The organism is Variovorax sp. N23 (genome assembly GCF_025486315.1).
In the GTDB taxonomy this organism is placed as follows: Bacteria; Pseudomonadota; Gammaproteobacteria; order Burkholderiales; family Burkholderiaceae_C; genus Variovorax.
On the sequence record NZ_JAOOPY010000006.1, the window covers coordinates 253,342 to 267,505 of the forward strand.

At 65.3% G+C, this 14,164-nt stretch carries 16 protein-coding genes; 8 read left to right on the top strand and 8 right to left on the bottom strand.

The window, feature by feature from the left end; translation table 11 throughout:
- Window positions 1-89 precede the first annotated feature (89 nt).
- Window positions 90-722, top strand: coding sequence for a response regulator transcription factor (locus N8A90_RS11930; RefSeq protein ID WP_262075092.1), 633 nt, complete (start codon window positions 90-92; stop codon window positions 720-722).
- Window positions 723-751: 29 nt separating this feature from the next.
- On the opposite strand, the gene N8A90_RS11935 is transcribed toward N8A90_RS11930, so the two are convergent.
- Window positions 752-1,156 (bottom strand): response regulator, encoded by a 405-nt coding sequence (locus N8A90_RS11935; protein ID WP_262075093.1) that lies wholly within the window; start codon window positions 1,154-1,156, stop codon window positions 752-754.
- Between the two features lie 298 nt (window positions 1,157-1,454).
- On the opposite strand from N8A90_RS11935, the gene N8A90_RS11940 reads away from it, so the two are divergent.
- Window positions 1,455-3,470, top strand: coding sequence for an AsmA family protein (locus N8A90_RS11940; protein WP_262075094.1), 2,016 nt, complete (start codon window positions 1,455-1,457; stop codon window positions 3,468-3,470).
- A gap of 22 nt (window positions 3,471-3,492) precedes the next feature.
- On the opposite strand, the gene N8A90_RS11945 is transcribed toward N8A90_RS11940, so the two are convergent.
- The 3 genes from N8A90_RS11945 to gpmA form a co-directional block, all read right to left on the bottom strand.
- Entirely contained in the window at window positions 3,493-4,254 is a 762-nt protein-coding gene (locus N8A90_RS11945; RefSeq protein WP_262075095.1) for a HesA/MoeB/ThiF family protein, read from the bottom strand.
- Window positions 4,255-4,267: 13 nt separating this feature from the next.
- Window positions 4,268-5,710 (bottom strand): S41 family peptidase, encoded by a 1,443-nt coding sequence (locus N8A90_RS11950; protein WP_262075096.1) that lies wholly within the window; start codon window positions 5,708-5,710, stop codon window positions 4,268-4,270.
- A 76-nt stretch (window positions 5,711-5,786) separates the two neighbouring features.
- Window positions 5,787-6,530, bottom strand: a complete 744-nt coding sequence (gpmA, locus tag N8A90_RS11955) for a 2,3-diphosphoglycerate-dependent phosphoglycerate mutase (RefSeq protein WP_262075097.1) — start codon at window positions 6,528-6,530, stop codon at window positions 5,787-5,789.
- A 95-nt stretch (window positions 6,531-6,625) separates the two neighbouring features.
- Between gpmA and N8A90_RS11960 the strand changes: the two genes are divergently transcribed.
- The 4 genes from N8A90_RS11960 (at window position 6,626) to N8A90_RS11975 (ending at window position 8,907) form a co-directional block, all read left to right on the top strand.
- The gene (locus N8A90_RS11960; RefSeq protein ID WP_262075098.1) at window positions 6,626-7,033 is read left to right on the top strand and encodes a rhodanese-like domain-containing protein; all 408 of its coding nucleotides are present in this window, start codon (window positions 6,626-6,628) and stop codon (window positions 7,031-7,033) included.
- A gap of 33 nt (window positions 7,034-7,066) precedes the next feature.
- Entirely contained in the window at window positions 7,067-7,327 is a 261-nt protein-coding gene (gene grxC, locus N8A90_RS11965; RefSeq protein ID WP_262075099.1) for a glutaredoxin 3, read from the top strand.
- Between the two features lie 101 nt (window positions 7,328-7,428).
- Window positions 7,429-7,887 (top strand): protein-export chaperone SecB, encoded by a 459-nt coding sequence (secB, locus tag N8A90_RS11970; RefSeq protein WP_262075100.1) that lies wholly within the window; start codon window positions 7,429-7,431, stop codon window positions 7,885-7,887.
- A gap of 21 nt (window positions 7,888-7,908) precedes the next feature.
- Window positions 7,909-8,907: an NAD(P)H-dependent glycerol-3-phosphate dehydrogenase gene (locus N8A90_RS11975; protein WP_262075101.1), complete on the top strand. Its 999-nt coding sequence runs from the start codon at window positions 7,909-7,911 to the stop codon at window positions 8,905-8,907.
- Between the two features lie 16 nt (window positions 8,908-8,923).
- On the opposite strand, the gene N8A90_RS11980 is transcribed toward N8A90_RS11975, so the two are convergent.
- Entirely contained in the window at window positions 8,924-9,721 is a 798-nt protein-coding gene (locus tag N8A90_RS11980) for a segregation and condensation protein A (RefSeq protein ID WP_262075183.1), read from the bottom strand.
- Window positions 9,722-9,769: 48 nt separating this feature from the next.
- Entirely contained in the window at window positions 9,770-9,976 is a 207-nt protein-coding gene (locus N8A90_RS11985) for a DUF3460 family protein (RefSeq protein ID WP_262075102.1), read from the bottom strand.
- Window positions 9,977-10,014: 38 nt separating this feature from the next.
- On the opposite strand from N8A90_RS11985, the gene N8A90_RS11990 reads away from it, so the two are divergent.
- Window positions 10,015-10,515, top strand: coding sequence for an outer membrane protein assembly factor BamE (locus N8A90_RS11990; protein WP_262075103.1), 501 nt, complete (start codon window positions 10,015-10,017; stop codon window positions 10,513-10,515).
- An 18-nt stretch (window positions 10,516-10,533) separates the two neighbouring features.
- Here N8A90_RS11990 and metG read toward each other — a convergent pair whose 3' ends face one another.
- Window positions 10,534-12,666: a methionine--tRNA ligase gene (gene metG, locus N8A90_RS11995; protein WP_262075104.1), complete on the bottom strand. Its 2,133-nt coding sequence runs from the start codon at window positions 12,664-12,666 to the stop codon at window positions 10,534-10,536.
- A 71-nt stretch (window positions 12,667-12,737) separates the two neighbouring features.
- Window positions 12,738-13,190 carry a phage integrase N-terminal SAM-like domain-containing protein gene (locus tag N8A90_RS12000; RefSeq protein ID WP_262075105.1) on the bottom strand — a complete coding sequence of 151 codons (453 nt, stop codon included), beginning with the start codon at window positions 13,188-13,190 and terminating at the stop codon, window positions 12,738-12,740.
- 218 nt (window positions 13,191-13,408) lie between these two features.
- Between N8A90_RS12000 and N8A90_RS12005 the strand changes: the two genes are divergently transcribed.
- Window positions 13,409-14,155 (top strand): hypothetical protein, encoded by a 747-nt coding sequence (locus N8A90_RS12005; protein WP_262075106.1) that lies wholly within the window; start codon window positions 13,409-13,411, stop codon window positions 14,153-14,155.
- Window positions 14,156-14,164: the final 9 nt, after the last annotated feature.

Genomic DNA, 14,164 nt, shown 5'->3' on the forward strand with positions numbered 1-14,164 from the left:
CTGACAGTCAAATTCGTGAATAATCGATGCCGTTCAGGGTCCAGCATATTGCGACGGTCGAACGCGCAGGAAAACAAAGAAGGTAACAGATGATCAAGATCGGAATTGTGGATGACCACGCCATCGTGCGCTCCGGCTTGCGCCAGTTTTTCTCCGAGCACGTGGACCTGCGGGTGGTTGGTGAAGCCGGCACGGGGCGTGAAGCCATCGAACTGGTTCGCACGACCGAACTCGATGTGTTGGTGATGGACCTGTCGATGCCCGGCCAGAGCGGCATCGACGCGCTCGCGATGATTCGCGCAAAGGCGCCGGATGTGGGGATCCTCATCCTGAGCGGCTACCCCGAAGAGCACTACGCCATGAACCTGATCCGTCAGGGGGCGAGCGGCTACCTGAACAAGGAATGCGATCCGATCGAGATCGTGAACGCGATCCGTACCGTCTCGCTGGGGCGCCGCTACATCACGCCGGCGGTGGCCGAACTGCTGGCGCGCCAGCTCGACCGCAAGGACGATGCGGCGCCGCACGAGCAACTGTCGGAGCGCGAGTTCCAGGTCTTCCTGAAGCTGGCCAAGGGCGAGACGGCCGGCGACATCGCCAAGACGCTGTCGCTGTCGGTCAAGACGGTGAGCACGTACCGCACGCGCCTGATGGAGAAGATGAATCTCTCCTCCAACAGCGACCTCACGTACTACGCATTGAAGAACAAGCTCATCGATTGATGGACGAGCAGGCCTGTCGAGCGCAAGGCTCAGCGGGCGCTGCTCTTGGGTCGGCGCGCCGAGGTCTGCGCAATGCAGAAGTCGATCAGTGCGTCGATCTCGTTGGATTTGTCGAACACCGCATCCACGCCCAGTTCGGCGCAGCGCTTGCGGATCTCCGTCGTCGCGTAGTTGCTCAGCACCACCACCTTCTGATGCGGCTGCCGCGTGGCGCACGCCTGCAGCACGCCGAGGCCGCTGCCCTGTTTCAGGAACAGATCGACGATCGCCAGCTCCCAGTCGTTGGGATGGTCGCTCAGCCATTGGCGTGCCTCGCTCTCGGCCTCCGCATGCCCGATGGTCTCGATGCAGGTGAGCTCCTCGAGCGTGCCCACGAGGTTCTCGCGGATCGTGGCGTTGTCTTCGACGATGTAGGTTCTCAAGCGGGTGTCCATGCCGAAAAGAGGGCTCCCGTGCGTGTCGCCGGATGGTCTGCTGTGCAGGTGAAAGGCATCGTGAGAGATTCTGGCGACTGCGTGGATGATCGTGCCGGGCGATGCGGACTCGCCCTGTAGGTGGATTCTGACCGTATTTCAAGTCGCTCTGCCGTAGGCAATCGCCCACACCTCCAGCCGGGCGACGCCGACCGCCGTGCATGCAGGCGCGGCATAGGCTCGAGCGTCGTGGTGGCCCGCGGCGACAGGCGGCCATCCGCCTCGTCGCGAAGACACCATCCAACAAAAGGGACAGCCCATGCAGAGCGAATCTTCCCGTGTGCCGCGCAGGGCCTTCATCGTGGGCGCCAGCCTGTCTGCGCTCGTCCTCGTGCTGGTGCTCGTCGTTCTCTTCTTTCCGTGGAACACGCTGCGTGAACCGGTGAACCGCTACGTGAGCGAGAAGACGGGGCGCAAGTTCGAGATCACCCGACGCCTGGACGTCGACCTCGGCTGGCGCACCGCCACCGTGAAGCTCGATGGCATCGAGTTCGCCAATCCGTCCTGGGCGCGCGACCCCTACCTCGTGAAGGCCGAGCGCGCCGAAGTCGAGTTGCGACTCTGGCCACTGTTGCGCCAGACGGTGGTGATCCCGCGCCTCATGCTGGTGTCGCCGACGGTCGGCCTGCAGATGGAGAAGGATGGCCGGCGCACCTGGGCACTCGGCAAGGACACGTCCGACGAAGGCACCGTCCCCACCATCGGGCTCGTGCAGGTCGACCGCGGCGCCATCGACTTCCTGGCCACGCACCTCGGCGTCGACCTGCATGTGGACGTCGACTTCGACAGTGCGCGCGGCGAGATGCCGATGAACTACCGCATCAAGGGCAGCTACCAGCGACAGCCGCTGACGGCGCAGGGGCGCACAGGCAACGTGTTGCAGCTCACCGAAGCGGGGCAGCCGCCGTTTCCGTTGGAGATCGATGCGGCCGCGGGCCAGACCAAGCTCAAGGCCAAGGGCACCGTGGCCGCGCTGAGCGGGCTGGACGGCATCGACGCCAGCTTCGACGTGCGCGGGCAGAGCCTGGGCGATCTGTACCGTCTGCTCGGCATCGCCTTGCCCGAAACATCGCCCTACGCGCTGAGCGGTCGCCTGCACAAGCGCGCTGCGCTGTGGGAGGCCAAGGACATGAAGGGCAAGCTGGGCCTGTCGGACATCGGCGGCGACATGCAGTTCGACCAGGGCCAGAAGGTGCCGCGGCTGGCCGGCAGCCTGCGTTCGGCCGTGATGGACATGGACGACCTCGGGCCCTTGATCGGCCTGCCGCCGACGGAGCGTTCTGCCAAGGCCGTGGAAGGCGTGACGCCGCCACCCTCGGCCGACCCGGCGAAGCGCGCCTCCCGCGCCGGCGGCAAGGTGCTGCCGACCGCCACGCTCGACTTCGAGCGGCTGCGCGCGATGAATGCCGACGTGCGCTACACGGCCGATCGCATCCGCAATGTGCGCGAGATGCCGCTCGACAAGGGCAGCGTGCACGTGACGCTGCAGGACGGCGTGCTCACGCTCGACCCGCTCGACCTGGGGGTGGCCTCCGGCAAACTGGTGGGCGCAATCCGCATCGATGCGGCACAGTCGCCGGCGGACATCCGCGCCTCGCTGGAGATCCGGGCCCTGCAGCTCAACCGGTTGATTCCCAAGATCGAAACCCTGCGCACCAGCTTCGGCCGGCTCGACGGCCGCATCAACCTGTCGGGCCGCGGCAATTCGGTGGCGAGCTGGCTGGGCGGTGCCTCGGGTGACGTGAGTGCCATCACCGGGCGTGGCGCGTTCAGCAACCTGCTGCTCGAATTCATGGGGCTCGACGGCGCCGAGATCGTCAAGTTCCTGCTGCGCGGCGACAACAACGTCACCTTGCGTTGCGCCGCGGTCGCCTTCGACGTGGACAAGGGACTGATGACCGGGCGCAGCCTGGTGTTCGACACCACCGACACGGTCTTTCATGCCGAAGGGCAGGCCAGCCTGGCGAACGAGACGCTCGACTTCGTGGTGCGTCAGGAACCGAAGGACATGAGCATCCTCTCGCTGCGCACACCGCTGGTCATCGGCGGCACCTTCGGCTCGCCCAAGGGCGGCGTCGAGGCGGCACCGCTGGCCGCGCGCGGCCTCGCCGCGCTCGCCCTGGGCGCGATCAATCCGCTGCTGGCCCTGGCGGCGACGATCGAGACCGGCCCGGGCGTGGACGCCGATTGCCAGGAGGTCCTGAAGCGGGCGCGCCAGCCGATCTCGAAGGCCGCCACCGACGGTGCGGCCAAGGGCAAGGGCGCCAGGCAGTGAGGCGTGCCCGGCAGGCCGGCTGTCAGCGCCCCGCGCGCTGCGCTGCGCAAACGGGGCACTCGGGATCGCGCGCCAGCTGCAGGCTGTCGAAGCGCGTGGCGCGCCCGTCGAACATCAGGAGCCGCCCCGCCATCGACGGCGAGATGCCGGCGAGCAGCTTCAAGGCCTCGCTCGCCTGCAAGGTGCCGATGGTCCCGACCACCGGGCCGAAAGCGCCCAGCACGGCGCAGCGCGTTTCCTCGAAATCGGCGTCGGCGGGGAACACGCAGGCGTAGCAGGGCGACGCCGCATCCCGCGTGTCGTACACGCTGAGCTGTCCGTCGAAGCGGATCGCGGCACCGGCCACCAGCGGCTTGGCGTGCGCCACACAGGCGCGGTTGACGGCGTGTCGCGTCGCGAAATTGTCGCTGCAGTCGACCACCACGTCGGCGGCGGCCACCCACACGTCCAGCAACGCCGCGTCGGCGCGCAGCGCGTGCGTGGCGATGACGATGCCGGGGTTGATCGCGTGCATCGCCTCGGCGGCGGAAGCCACCTTGGACTGGCCCACACGCGCCGTGGTGTGCGCGATCTGGCGCTGCAGGTTGGTCAGGTCGACCTGATCGTCATCGACCAGGGTGATGTGCCCGACGCCTGCGGCCGCGAGGTAGAGGCAGACCGGCGAGCCGAGCCCGCCTGCGCCGATGACGAGCACATGGCCGGCATCGACGCGCGCCTGGCCGTCGATGCCGTATTCCTCCAGCAGGACGTGGCGCGAATGGCGCAACAGGGCGTCGTCGTCCACGCGCGCCGCCTCCTCAGTTCTCTTTCTTCTCGTCCTTGTTCTCGACGATGATCTGCGTCTTGCTGACCAGCACCGGCGCGCCCTTGAGTCGGTTGAGCGCCTGCACCAGGGGGAAGTCCGTGGTGGTTCCGAACTCGGGCACCTTGCGGTCCTGCGGCGGCTTCTTGGCTTCTTCCTCGAGGCGCTTGCGGGCCTCGTCGCGGGCCTTCTCGCGTTCCGGGTCCTTCTGCTCGGGGCCCTGGCCGCTGGCCAGGTGCTTCTCGAGGTCGGCCTCGCGCATGCGCAGCGCGGCGAAGGGGCTGCCCTCGGCGCTTTCGTCGACCAGCACGTTGGGCACGATGCCCTTGGCCTGGATCGACGCGCCGCTCGGCGTGTAGTAGCGGGCCGTCGTGATCTTCAGGCCGGTGTCGGGGCCGAGCGGACGCACGGTCTGCACCGAGCCCTTGCCGAAGGTCTGGCTGCCCATGATGGTCGCGCGCTTGTGGTCCTGCAGGGCGCCGGCCACGATCTCGCTGGCCGAGGCCGAGCCTTCGTTGACCAGCACCACCAGCGGCACCGTCTTGAGCGCCGCGGGCAGGCCGCGCAGCGGGTCGCTCCCGGCACGGCGCTGGTAGAACTCCGGCGCCGCCTTGTAGACCGACTTGCTCTCGGCCAGCTGGCCGTCGGTGGACACCACCGTCACGTTCTCGGGCAGGAAGGCCGACGAGATGGCGACGGCCGCGTCGAGCAGGCCGCCCGGGTCGTTGCGCAGGTCGAGCACCAGGCCCTTGAGGTTGGGTTCCTGCTTGTAGATCTCTTCGACCTTCTTGACGAAGTCGTCGACCGTGCGTTCCTGGAACTGCGACAGGCGGATCCAGCCATAGCCCGGCTCCATGACCTTGCCGCGCACCGATTGCGTGCGGATTTCCTCGCGCGTGATCGTCACCGGGAAGGTGCGGTTCTCGTCCTTGCGGAAGATGGTCAGCAACACCTTGGTGTTGGCCTCGCCGCGCATGCGCTTGACCGCGTCGTTGAGCGACAGGCCGCGCACGGCGGTGTCGTCGATCTTGGTGATCAGGTCGTTGGGCTTGAGGCCGGCACGGAAGGCCGGCGAACCCTCGATCGGCGAGACGACCTTCACCAGGCCGTCTTCCTGCGAGATCTCGATGCCGACGCCGACGAAGCGGCCGGTCGTGCCTTCGCGGAATTCCTTGAAGGACTTCTTGTCGAAGTACTGCGAGTGCGGGTCGAGCCCGGCCACCATGCCGGAGATGGCGTCGGAGATGAGCTTCTTCTCGTCGACGGGTTCGACGTAGTCGCTCTTGACCATCCCGAAGACCGCCGCCAATTGCTGCAGTTCTTCGAGGGGAAGGGGGGCCAAGGAGCCGCGCGCCACGGTCTGAAGCGAGACGGTGGTCAGCACGCCGGCCACGGCGCCGGCTGCAACCCAGCCGGTGATTTTGAGTTTCTGGCCCATGGAGTGTCCTAGTCGGGTGTCAAGGCAATATAGCTAGCTTTGAAGCAATTCGCTTGCCGGGGTTCCTTGAACGCGATCAACCTTTTCCCTGCAAGGCCACCGCGGCCGCGGCTTTCTCGGCCGCCGCGGCATCGCCGAGGTAGTAATGGCGCAGCGGCTTGAGCTCGTCGTCGAGCTCGTAGACCAGCGGAATGCCGTTCGGAATGTTCAGCCCGACGATGTCGCTGTCGGAGACGCCGTCGAGGTACTTGACCAGCGCGCGGATCGAGTTGCCGTGCGCCGCGACGACCAGGCGGCGGCCGGCGCGGATGGCGGGGGCCATCGATTCGTTCCAGAAGGGTAGCACGCGGGCCACCGTGTCCTTCAGGCACTCGGTCAGCGGAATCTGTTCGGGCGAGAGCTTGGCGTAGCGGATGTCGCTGCGTTCGCTGCGCGGGTCGTTCGCGTCCAGCGGCGGCGGCGGGGTGTCGTAGCTGCGGCGCCAGACCAGCACCTGTTCGTCGCCGTACTTCTTCGCCGTCTCGGCCTTGTTCAGGCCCTGCAGGCCGCCGTAGTGGCGCTCGTTGAGGCGCCACGAGTGCACCACCGGCAGCCAGGTGCGGTCGAGTTCGTCGAGCGTGTGCCACAGCGTGCGGGTGGCGCGCTTGAGCACGCTGGTGTAGGCCACGTCGAAGTCGTAGCCCTCGGCCTTGAGCAGCCGGCCGGCCTGCTTGGCCTGCTCGATGCCGGTCTCGGTCAGGTCGACGTCGGTCCAGCCGGTGAAGCGGTTCTCGAGATTCCAGGTCGATTCGCCGTGGCGGATCAGTACCAGTTTGTGCATGGGAAAAGGCCTTTGGGCGGGAGGATGGAGGGAGAGGGCGGCGGGCTGCCGGATGCGCCATTCTAAAATCCGTGGTTTGCCATTCAAGGAACACCGTGAAATTCATTGTCGACAACTGGATGCTGATCCTGATTGCGCTCAGCTCGGGTGCCATGCTGGCCTGGCCGCTCATCCGCGGTACCGGCGGCGGGTCGCTCACGGCGCAGGGCGCGGTGCAGTTGATCAACCGTGAACGCGCCGTGATGATCGATGTGCGCGACGCCGCGGAATACGCCCAGGGCCACGCCACCGGCGCGCGCAACGTGCCGCTCGACCAGCTCGAGCAGAAGCTGCCGGGTACGGTCAAGAACAAGTCGGTGCCGGTGCTGCTGATGTGCGCCACGGGCGCCCGCGCCCAGCGCGCGCTGGCGACGGCCAAAAAGCTCGGCTATGAGCAGGCCCAAGTCGTGGGCGGCGGGCTGAAATCGTGGAAAGACGCTAACCTTCCCATCGAAAAGGCCTGAGCATTCCGCCGGGCCACCGGATTGGAAGTGACCATGCAAGCCGTCAAGATGTACACGACCGCCGTCTGCCCCTACTGCATTCGCGCGAAACAGATTCTCAAGAGCAAGGGTGTCGAGCAGATCGAGGAGATCCGCATCGACACCGACCCCCAGGCCCGCGCCGTGATGATGGAAACCACGCAGCGCCGCACGGTGCCGCAGATCTTCATCGGCGACACCCACGTCGGCGGCTGCGACGACCTGATGGCCCTCGACAGCCGTGGCGGTCTTGTTCCCCTGCTGCAGGCTGCCTGAAGAGCCGTCATGTGCAGGGGCGATAATCGCCCGTTCATCCTCTCAGCCCGCTTCGGAACGCCTTCCGGGCGGGCGTTGTTTTGATACCCGAAAGTTCAGCCATGGCCGACAACCAAGATCCCGTGTTCCAGATTCAGCGCGTCTACCTGAAGGACCTGTCGCTCGAGCAGCCCAATTCGCCGGCCATCCTGCTGGAGCAGGAACAGCCCACCGTCGACATCCAGCTGGGCGTGGACGCCCAGCCCGTGACCGACGGCATCTACGAAGTCACCGTGTCGGCCACCGTGCAGACCAAGGTGCAGGACCGCACCGTGTTCCTGGTCGAAGCCAAGCAGGCCGGCATCTTCGAGATCCGCAACCTGCCGGAAGACCAGATGGGCCCGATCCTCGGCATTGCCTGCCCGCAGATCGTCTACCCCTACCTGCGCGGCAACGTGGCCGACGTGATCCAGCGCGGCGGTTTCCCGCCGGTGCACCTGGCCGAGATCAACTTCCAGGCCATGTTCGAGCAGCAACAGGCCGCGGCTGCCGGCCAGCCGTCGTCCGTCCTCACGCAGTAAGCGCCTCGGCGCAGGGCATCGATGAGGATCTGCGTGCTCGGGGCCGGTGCCTGGGGCACCGCGCTCGCCGTCAATGCAGCCGACCGGCATGCCGTGACGCTGTGGGCACGCGATGACGCCCAGCGGGCTGCCATGGCCGCTTCGCGGCAGAACGAGCGCTATCTGCCTTCCATTGCGCTGCCGGCCTCGCTGCGCCTGGCCGGCGGCCCGGCGCGGGTCGCGGCAGGCGAGGCCGACCTGGTGATCGTCGCCACCCCGATGGCCGCCCTGCGCGAGCAACTCGGCGCGCTGGCGGGGCTCACGGTGCCGGTCGCCTGGCTCTGCAAGGGCGTCGAGACGGCCGCCGGCGTGGGCGCCTTCGGGCTGCTGCCGCACGAGATCCAGGCCCAGGTCGCCCCCGCCTTGCACGCCGGCGCGCTCAGCGGCCCCAGCTTTGCGCAGGAGGTGGCGCACCGCCAGCCCACCGCGCTGGTGGCGGCGAGCGCGCACGCCGACGTGCGGGCCGCGCTGGTCGATGCCTTCCACGGGCCGAGCCTGCGTGTGTACGCCAACGACGACATCGTGGGCGTCGAGGTCGGCGGCGCGGTCAAGAACGTGCTCGCCATCGCCACCGGCCTGTGCGACGGCCTCTCGCTGGGCCTGAACGCCCGCGCCGCGCTCATCACGCGCGGCCTGGCGGAGATGACCCGCTTCGGTCTTGCGCTGGGCGCGCGCGCCGAGACCTTCATGGGCCTGTCCGGCCTGGGCGACCTGGTGCTGACCGCCACCGGCGACCTCTCGCGCAACCGGAAGGTCGGGCTGCTGCTGGCGCAGGGCCGCACGCTGGCGCAGGCGGTCGAATCGCTCGGCCACGTGGCCGAAGGCGTCTACTGCGCGCGCAGCGTGGTGCAGCGGGCCCGGCACCTGGGGGTGGAAATGCCGATCGCCGAGGGCGTCGTCGCCTTGCTCGACGGCCGCATGCAGCCGGCCGAGGCGGTAGCCGCACTGATGGGCCGGGACCCGGCTTCGGAAGCCGCCTGAGCCGGGGCGCGTTGGCTCAGACCGGCGCGTACGCCAGCCGCACGTAGATCGGCGCGAAGGCCTCGGCCTGCGTGATCTCGACCAGCGTTTCCTTGCCCAGCTCGAGCAGCGCGATGAAGGTGACGATCAGCACCGGCACGCCGCGGTTGACGTCGAACAGCTTCTCGAACTCGACGAACTGCCGCCCCTGCAGGTGGCGCAGCACGATGCTCATGTGCTCGCGCACGCTGAGCTCCTCGCGCGAGATCTTGTGGTGCTGCACGAGCTTGGCGCGCTTGAGGATGTCGGCCCAGGCGTCGCGCAGGTCGACCACGTTCATCTCGGGGAAGCGCGGCTTGAGCGACTGCTCGATGTAGACCTGCGCCTTCCAGAAGTCGCGGCCGTAGGTCGGCATGGCGTTGATCGACGCGGCCTGCAGCTTGGTCTGCTCGTACTCGAGCAGGCGGCGGACCAGTTCGGCACGCGGGTCTTCGGCTTCCTCGCCGTCGGCCACCTTCTTGGGCGGCAGCAGCATGCGCGACTTGATCTCGATCAGCATCGCGGCCATCAGCAGGTACTCGGCCGCGAGTTCGAGGTTGGTCCGGCGCACCTGGTCGACGTAGGTCAGGTACTGGCGCGTCAGCCCGGCCATCGGGATGTCGAGGATGTTGAAGTTCTGCTTGCGGATCAGGTACAGCAGCAGGTCCAGCGGACCCTCGAAGGCCTCGAGGAAGACCTGCAGCGCCTCGGGCGGGATGTACAGGTCGTTGGGCAGCGCGAACAGCGGCTCCCCGTAGAGCCGGGCCAACGCCACCTGGTCGACGACCTCGGGCATGGCGGCGATCGGCGGGGCGCCATCGTCCTGCGTGACAGCAGGCCGCACTTACTTCGTTTGGGTCTGGTAGACGTACGGCTGCTGGGCCACGCGGGCCTGGCCGTATTCGTCGAGCTGGCTGCGGTCGAGGGCCTTGTCCCAGAGCAGGGCGCGGCCGGCGCGCTGTTCCGCCTCGAGCGAGGGCTTCTTCCGCTTCAGTTCGTCGATGAACTGGGTGGCTTCGGAGGTGTAGTGGGGGCGGGCGAAGATGGACATAGACTGGACCTTTGCGGCGGATTTTACCGGGGACGGACATGACACAGGGAAACTGGCGAAAGGCGACGGCCATCGGCCTGCTCGGCACGCTTCTGGCGCTCGTAGGTTGCGACAACCAGGCCATCAAGGAGCTGGAGGAGGGCGTTTCCACCGAAACCGACGTGGTCGCGCGCTTCGGCCAGCCCGAGAACATCTGGGACGCCCCCGACGGCCGCGTCTTCGAATACAACCGCCAGCCTGCCGGCCAGAAGAACTACATGATCACCATCGGCCCGGACGGCAAGATGCGCGCGCTGCGCCAGGTGCTCACGCCCGAGAACTTTGCCAAGGTGCAGCCCGGCATGTCGATGGAAGCGCTGCGCAAGATGCTTGGCAAGCCCGCCAAGGTCACGCCGTACCCGCTCAAGCGCGAGACCGAGTGGGACTGGCGCTGGGTGCAGCCGCCGAACTCGCCGATGGTGTTCACCGCCGTGCTGAACGACGACCTGCGCGTGCTGCGCAGCGGCTCGTCGCCCGACCGCAGCACCGAAGCGCCCTGACGTCGCGGCGGGAGTTTCTCAGCGCACCCGCATGCCGGGCACCGCACCCGGCCACGGCTCCAGCACATGGATGCCAGGGTTAGCCTTTTCGTCGGCGTGGCTGGCGGCGAGCACCATGCCTTCGCTGATGCCGAACTTCATCTTGCGCGGCGCGAGGTTGGCGACGAGCACGGTCAGTTTGCCGACCAGTTGCTCGGGCTCGTAGGCCGATGCGATGCCGCTGAACACGTTGCGCATGCGGCCCTCGCCGGCGTCGAGCGTGAGTTGCAGCAGTTTCTTCGAGCCCTCGACCTTCTGGCAGTCGACGATCTTCGCCAGGCGCAGGTCGATTTTCACGAAGTCGTCGATGGTGATCGTCGGCGCGATCGCTTCGCCACCGGGCAGCGTGGCGTCGGTTGCGACGGGTTCCATAGCCGCTTGCGCAGCCGGGGCGGCCACTGCAGGCTGATTGGACTCAAAGAGCTGGTCCAGCACGTTGGCGTCGACGCGCTGCATCAGGTGCTTGTAATCGCCGATGGCGTGGCCAGCCGGCAGCGGCGTGGCAGCGTCTTCCCAGGTCAGCGGCCCGATCTTCAGGAAAGCCTCGACGTTGAGCGCCAGCGCGGGCAGCACCGGCTTCAGGTACAGCGTGAGCAGGCGGAAGGCCTCGATGCACACGGTGCACACGTCGTGCAGTCGCGCCTCGGTGCCTTCCTTCTTGGCGAGCTCCCAGGGCTTGTTGGCGTCGACGTACTCGTTCACCTTGTCGGCCAGCGCCATCACGTCGCGCAGTGCCCGTGCCGTGTCGCGCGCTTCGTACGACGCGTTGATCGCGGCGGCCTCCGCACGCAGCAGTGCCAGCAGGCTCGCGCCATCGTCCGACACCGTGCCCAACTGCCCGCCGAAGCGCTTGCCGATGAAGCCGGCCGCGCGGCTCGCGATGTTGATGTACTTGCCGACCAGGTCGCTGTTCACGCGCGCGACGAAGTCGTCGGCGTTGAAGTCGATGTCTTCGTTCTTGCCATTGAGTTTGGCCGCAAGGTAGTAGCGCAGCCACTCGGCGTTCAGGCCCAGGCTCAGATACTTGAGCGGGTCGAGGCCGGTGCCGCGGCTCTTGCTCATCTTCTCGCCGTTGTTCACGGTGAGAAAGCCGTGCACGCAGATCTTGTCGGGCGTCTTGCGTCCGCTGAACTTCAGCATCGCGGGCCAGAACAGCGTGTGGAAGGTGATGATGTCCTTGCCGATGAAGTGCACCTGTTCCAGGTCGGGCTGCGCCATGTACTGGGTGTAGCCGATGGCGCCGTCGCCGGCTTCCACGCAGGCCTTGTCCAGCAGGTTCTTCAGCGAGGCGAGGTAACCCACGGGCGCATCGAGCCACACGTAGAAATACTTGCCCGGTGCATCGGGAATCTCGATGCCGAAGTAGGGCGCGTCGCGGCTGATGTCCCAGTCGCCCAGGCCCTCGCTGGTGGTGCCGTCGGGGTTGGTGCGCACGCTGAACCATTCCTTCACCTTGCGCGCGACCTCGGGCTGCACGTGCTGGCCGTTCTGCGTCCACTCTTCGAGAAAGCTCACGCAGCGCGGGTCCGACAGCTTGAAGAAGAAGTGCTCGGAGTTCTTCAGCAGCGGCTTGGCTCCCGTGAGGGTCGAGTAGGGGTTGATCAGGTCGGTCGGTGCATAGACCTTGCCGCACACCTCGCAGTTGTCACCGTACTGGTCCTTGGCGTGGCAGTTGGGGCACTCGCCCTTGATGTAGCGGTCGGGCAGGAACATGTTCTTCTCGGGGTCGAAGAACTGCTCGATGGTGCGCGTCTCGATCAGGTCGTTGGCCTTCAGGTCGCGGTAGATCTGCTGCGCCAGCTCATGGTTCTCGGGTGAGTCGGTCGAGCTCCAGTTGTCGAAGGCGATGTGAAAGCCGTCGAGGTAGGGCTTGCGACCCGCGGCGATGTCGGCCACGAACTGCTGCGGCGTCTTGCCGGCCTTTTCGGCCGCGATCATGATCGGCGCGCCGTGCGCGTCGTCGGCGCCGACGAAGTTCACCTCCGCACCCGTCATTCGCTGGAACCGCACCCAGATGTCGGCCTGGATGTATTCCATGATGTGGCCAATGTGGAAGTTGCCGTTGGCGTAGGGCAGGGCGGTGGTGACGAAGAGCTTGCGCGGGGCGGACATGGAAGAGGGGCGCTTTCAGAGAGAAGGGTCGCGAGGCCGAAGGCGCGCGATCGGGCGAGCGGAATGGCATTTTAGGTGGGCGTGATGGCGGCGCTCGACGCCGCCGCGCTGCGCCCGATGGTCGGTCTCCCACACGGCGCGGGCATGCCTCCACTCCGGGCGAGCAGTGCCATTTCGCCGTTCAGGAACTGAAACAGCAAGGCCACCTCCTCGCGGGTCAACACACTGGGAATTCGCCGCTTCTGCGTGGGCCTGTTCACACCAGCGAGCCATGGCAGGTCAACCCCGAGCACCTCGCGATAGAGAAACAGCAAGGCGCTGAGGGCCGGGTTGTGGGTGGATGCCGACACATGCCGGTCGGCCACCAGCATGGTCAAGAATGCCTCGACCTCGGCGGCGCCCATATCGCGCGGGTGCCGCATGGTGCCGCCTTGCCCATGCCAGCGGATAAAAAAGCGCACCCAATACAGGTAGGCCTTCTCGGTCTGGAGGCTGTAATGAAGGTAGCGAATACGCTCGCGCACCTGGTCCAGTAGGCGAAGGGAGCGCAAAACAGGGCGCCGGGTTTCATACCTTGTTTACATCTGTACAAAAACACAGCATCAAGCGCGTAAGCCTATGATGAGATACGTTTTTTGTGGAGGAAGCCATGTCAAGAATATTCCGCACCATCCAGCTTATCTCGCAGGTTCTGCGGGATACATTGCGTTAGATTTCCACTCACATCACCATTGGACTAAATATGGCCCAAAAAACTTGCTTTGTTGTAATGGCTATCGGGGATCAATTAAGCGGGGAACAGCAAACATCCTCAGCTGACCTTAAAAGCAAATACGACAACTTAATTAAAGAAGCAATTCTTAAAGCACGACCAAACCTTGAAGTTGTGCGCGCCGATGAAGTATCCCTGCCTGGAACAATAACCACCGACATAGTTTCAAGGTTAATGCACTCTGACTATGTAATAGCAGACGTATCTCACCCCAATCCAAATGTATTCTATGAGCTTGGGTTAAGGCACGCATGCAAGTGCGGCACCATTATCATTAAAGACAAAAATGCCCCTCGCGTGCCTTTTGATATAGCCCATCTTCGTTATGTTGAGTATGAAAATACTACCGCCGGATTGAAAAATCTATCTCATCAACTTTCAGCGTATTTTGATCATTTCGATAAAAATCCAGAAAAGCCAGACAATCACTTTCAAGAGTTTGCGAAACTAACCTCGTATTCTTTTCCGAACTACAAGAAAGAAGATGAGGCACCGCTGGAGATGCAAGCCATCATGGGGCTAATGGAATCCCCTGAGCTGTTGGATATGATCATCAAGCAACAGAGCGGAACTCCGATAAACGATAGCGATTTAATTGGCGTCTTCATGAAAAACCCCAAAGTAGCACAGCCATTTTTTCAAGCGATGATTCAGTCGGGCGAAATTTCATTCCCAAAACCAGCGGCACCAAAAAGAATACCTCGTAAGCGTAAATAATCTAACCCT

What these genes read in the sequence shown, in the direction of transcription:
- N8A90_RS11930 (WP_262075092.1), top strand. Translation starts at nt 90, where the DNA reads ATGATCAAGATCGGAATTGTGGATGACCACGCCATCGTGCGCTCCGGC.
- N8A90_RS11935 (WP_262075093.1), bottom strand. Translation starts at nt 1,156, where the DNA reads ATGGACACCCGCTTGAGAACCTACATCGTCGAAGACAACGCCACGATC.
- N8A90_RS11940 (WP_262075094.1), top strand. Translation starts at nt 1,455, where the DNA reads ATGCAGAGCGAATCTTCCCGTGTGCCGCGCAGGGCCTTCATCGTGGGC.
- N8A90_RS11950 (WP_262075096.1), bottom strand. Translation starts at nt 5,710, where the DNA reads ATGGGCCAGAAACTCAAAATCACCGGCTGGGTTGCAGCCGGCGCCGTG.
- gpmA (WP_262075097.1), bottom strand. Translation starts at nt 6,530, where the DNA reads ATGCACAAACTGGTACTGATCCGCCACGGCGAATCGACCTGGAATCTC.
- grxC (WP_262075099.1), top strand. Translation starts at nt 7,067, where the DNA reads ATGCAAGCCGTCAAGATGTACACGACCGCCGTCTGCCCCTACTGCATT.
- secB (WP_262075100.1), top strand. Translation starts at nt 7,429, where the DNA reads ATGGCCGACAACCAAGATCCCGTGTTCCAGATTCAGCGCGTCTACCTG.
- N8A90_RS11975 (WP_262075101.1), top strand. Translation starts at nt 7,909, where the DNA reads ATGAGGATCTGCGTGCTCGGGGCCGGTGCCTGGGGCACCGCGCTCGCC.
- N8A90_RS11980 (WP_262075183.1), bottom strand. Translation starts at nt 9,721, where the DNA reads ATGCCCGAGGTCGTCGACCAGGTGGCGTTGGCCCGGCTCTACGGGGAG.
- N8A90_RS11985 (WP_262075102.1), bottom strand. Translation starts at nt 9,976, where the DNA reads ATGTCCATCTTCGCCCGCCCCCACTACACCTCCGAAGCCACCCAGTTC.
- N8A90_RS11990 (WP_262075103.1), top strand. Translation starts at nt 10,015, where the DNA reads ATGACACAGGGAAACTGGCGAAAGGCGACGGCCATCGGCCTGCTCGGC.
- metG (WP_262075104.1), bottom strand. Translation starts at nt 12,666, where the DNA reads ATGTCCGCCCCGCGCAAGCTCTTCGTCACCACCGCCCTGCCCTACGCC.
- N8A90_RS12005 (WP_262075106.1), top strand. Translation starts at nt 13,409, where the DNA reads ATGGCCCAAAAAACTTGCTTTGTTGTAATGGCTATCGGGGATCAATTA.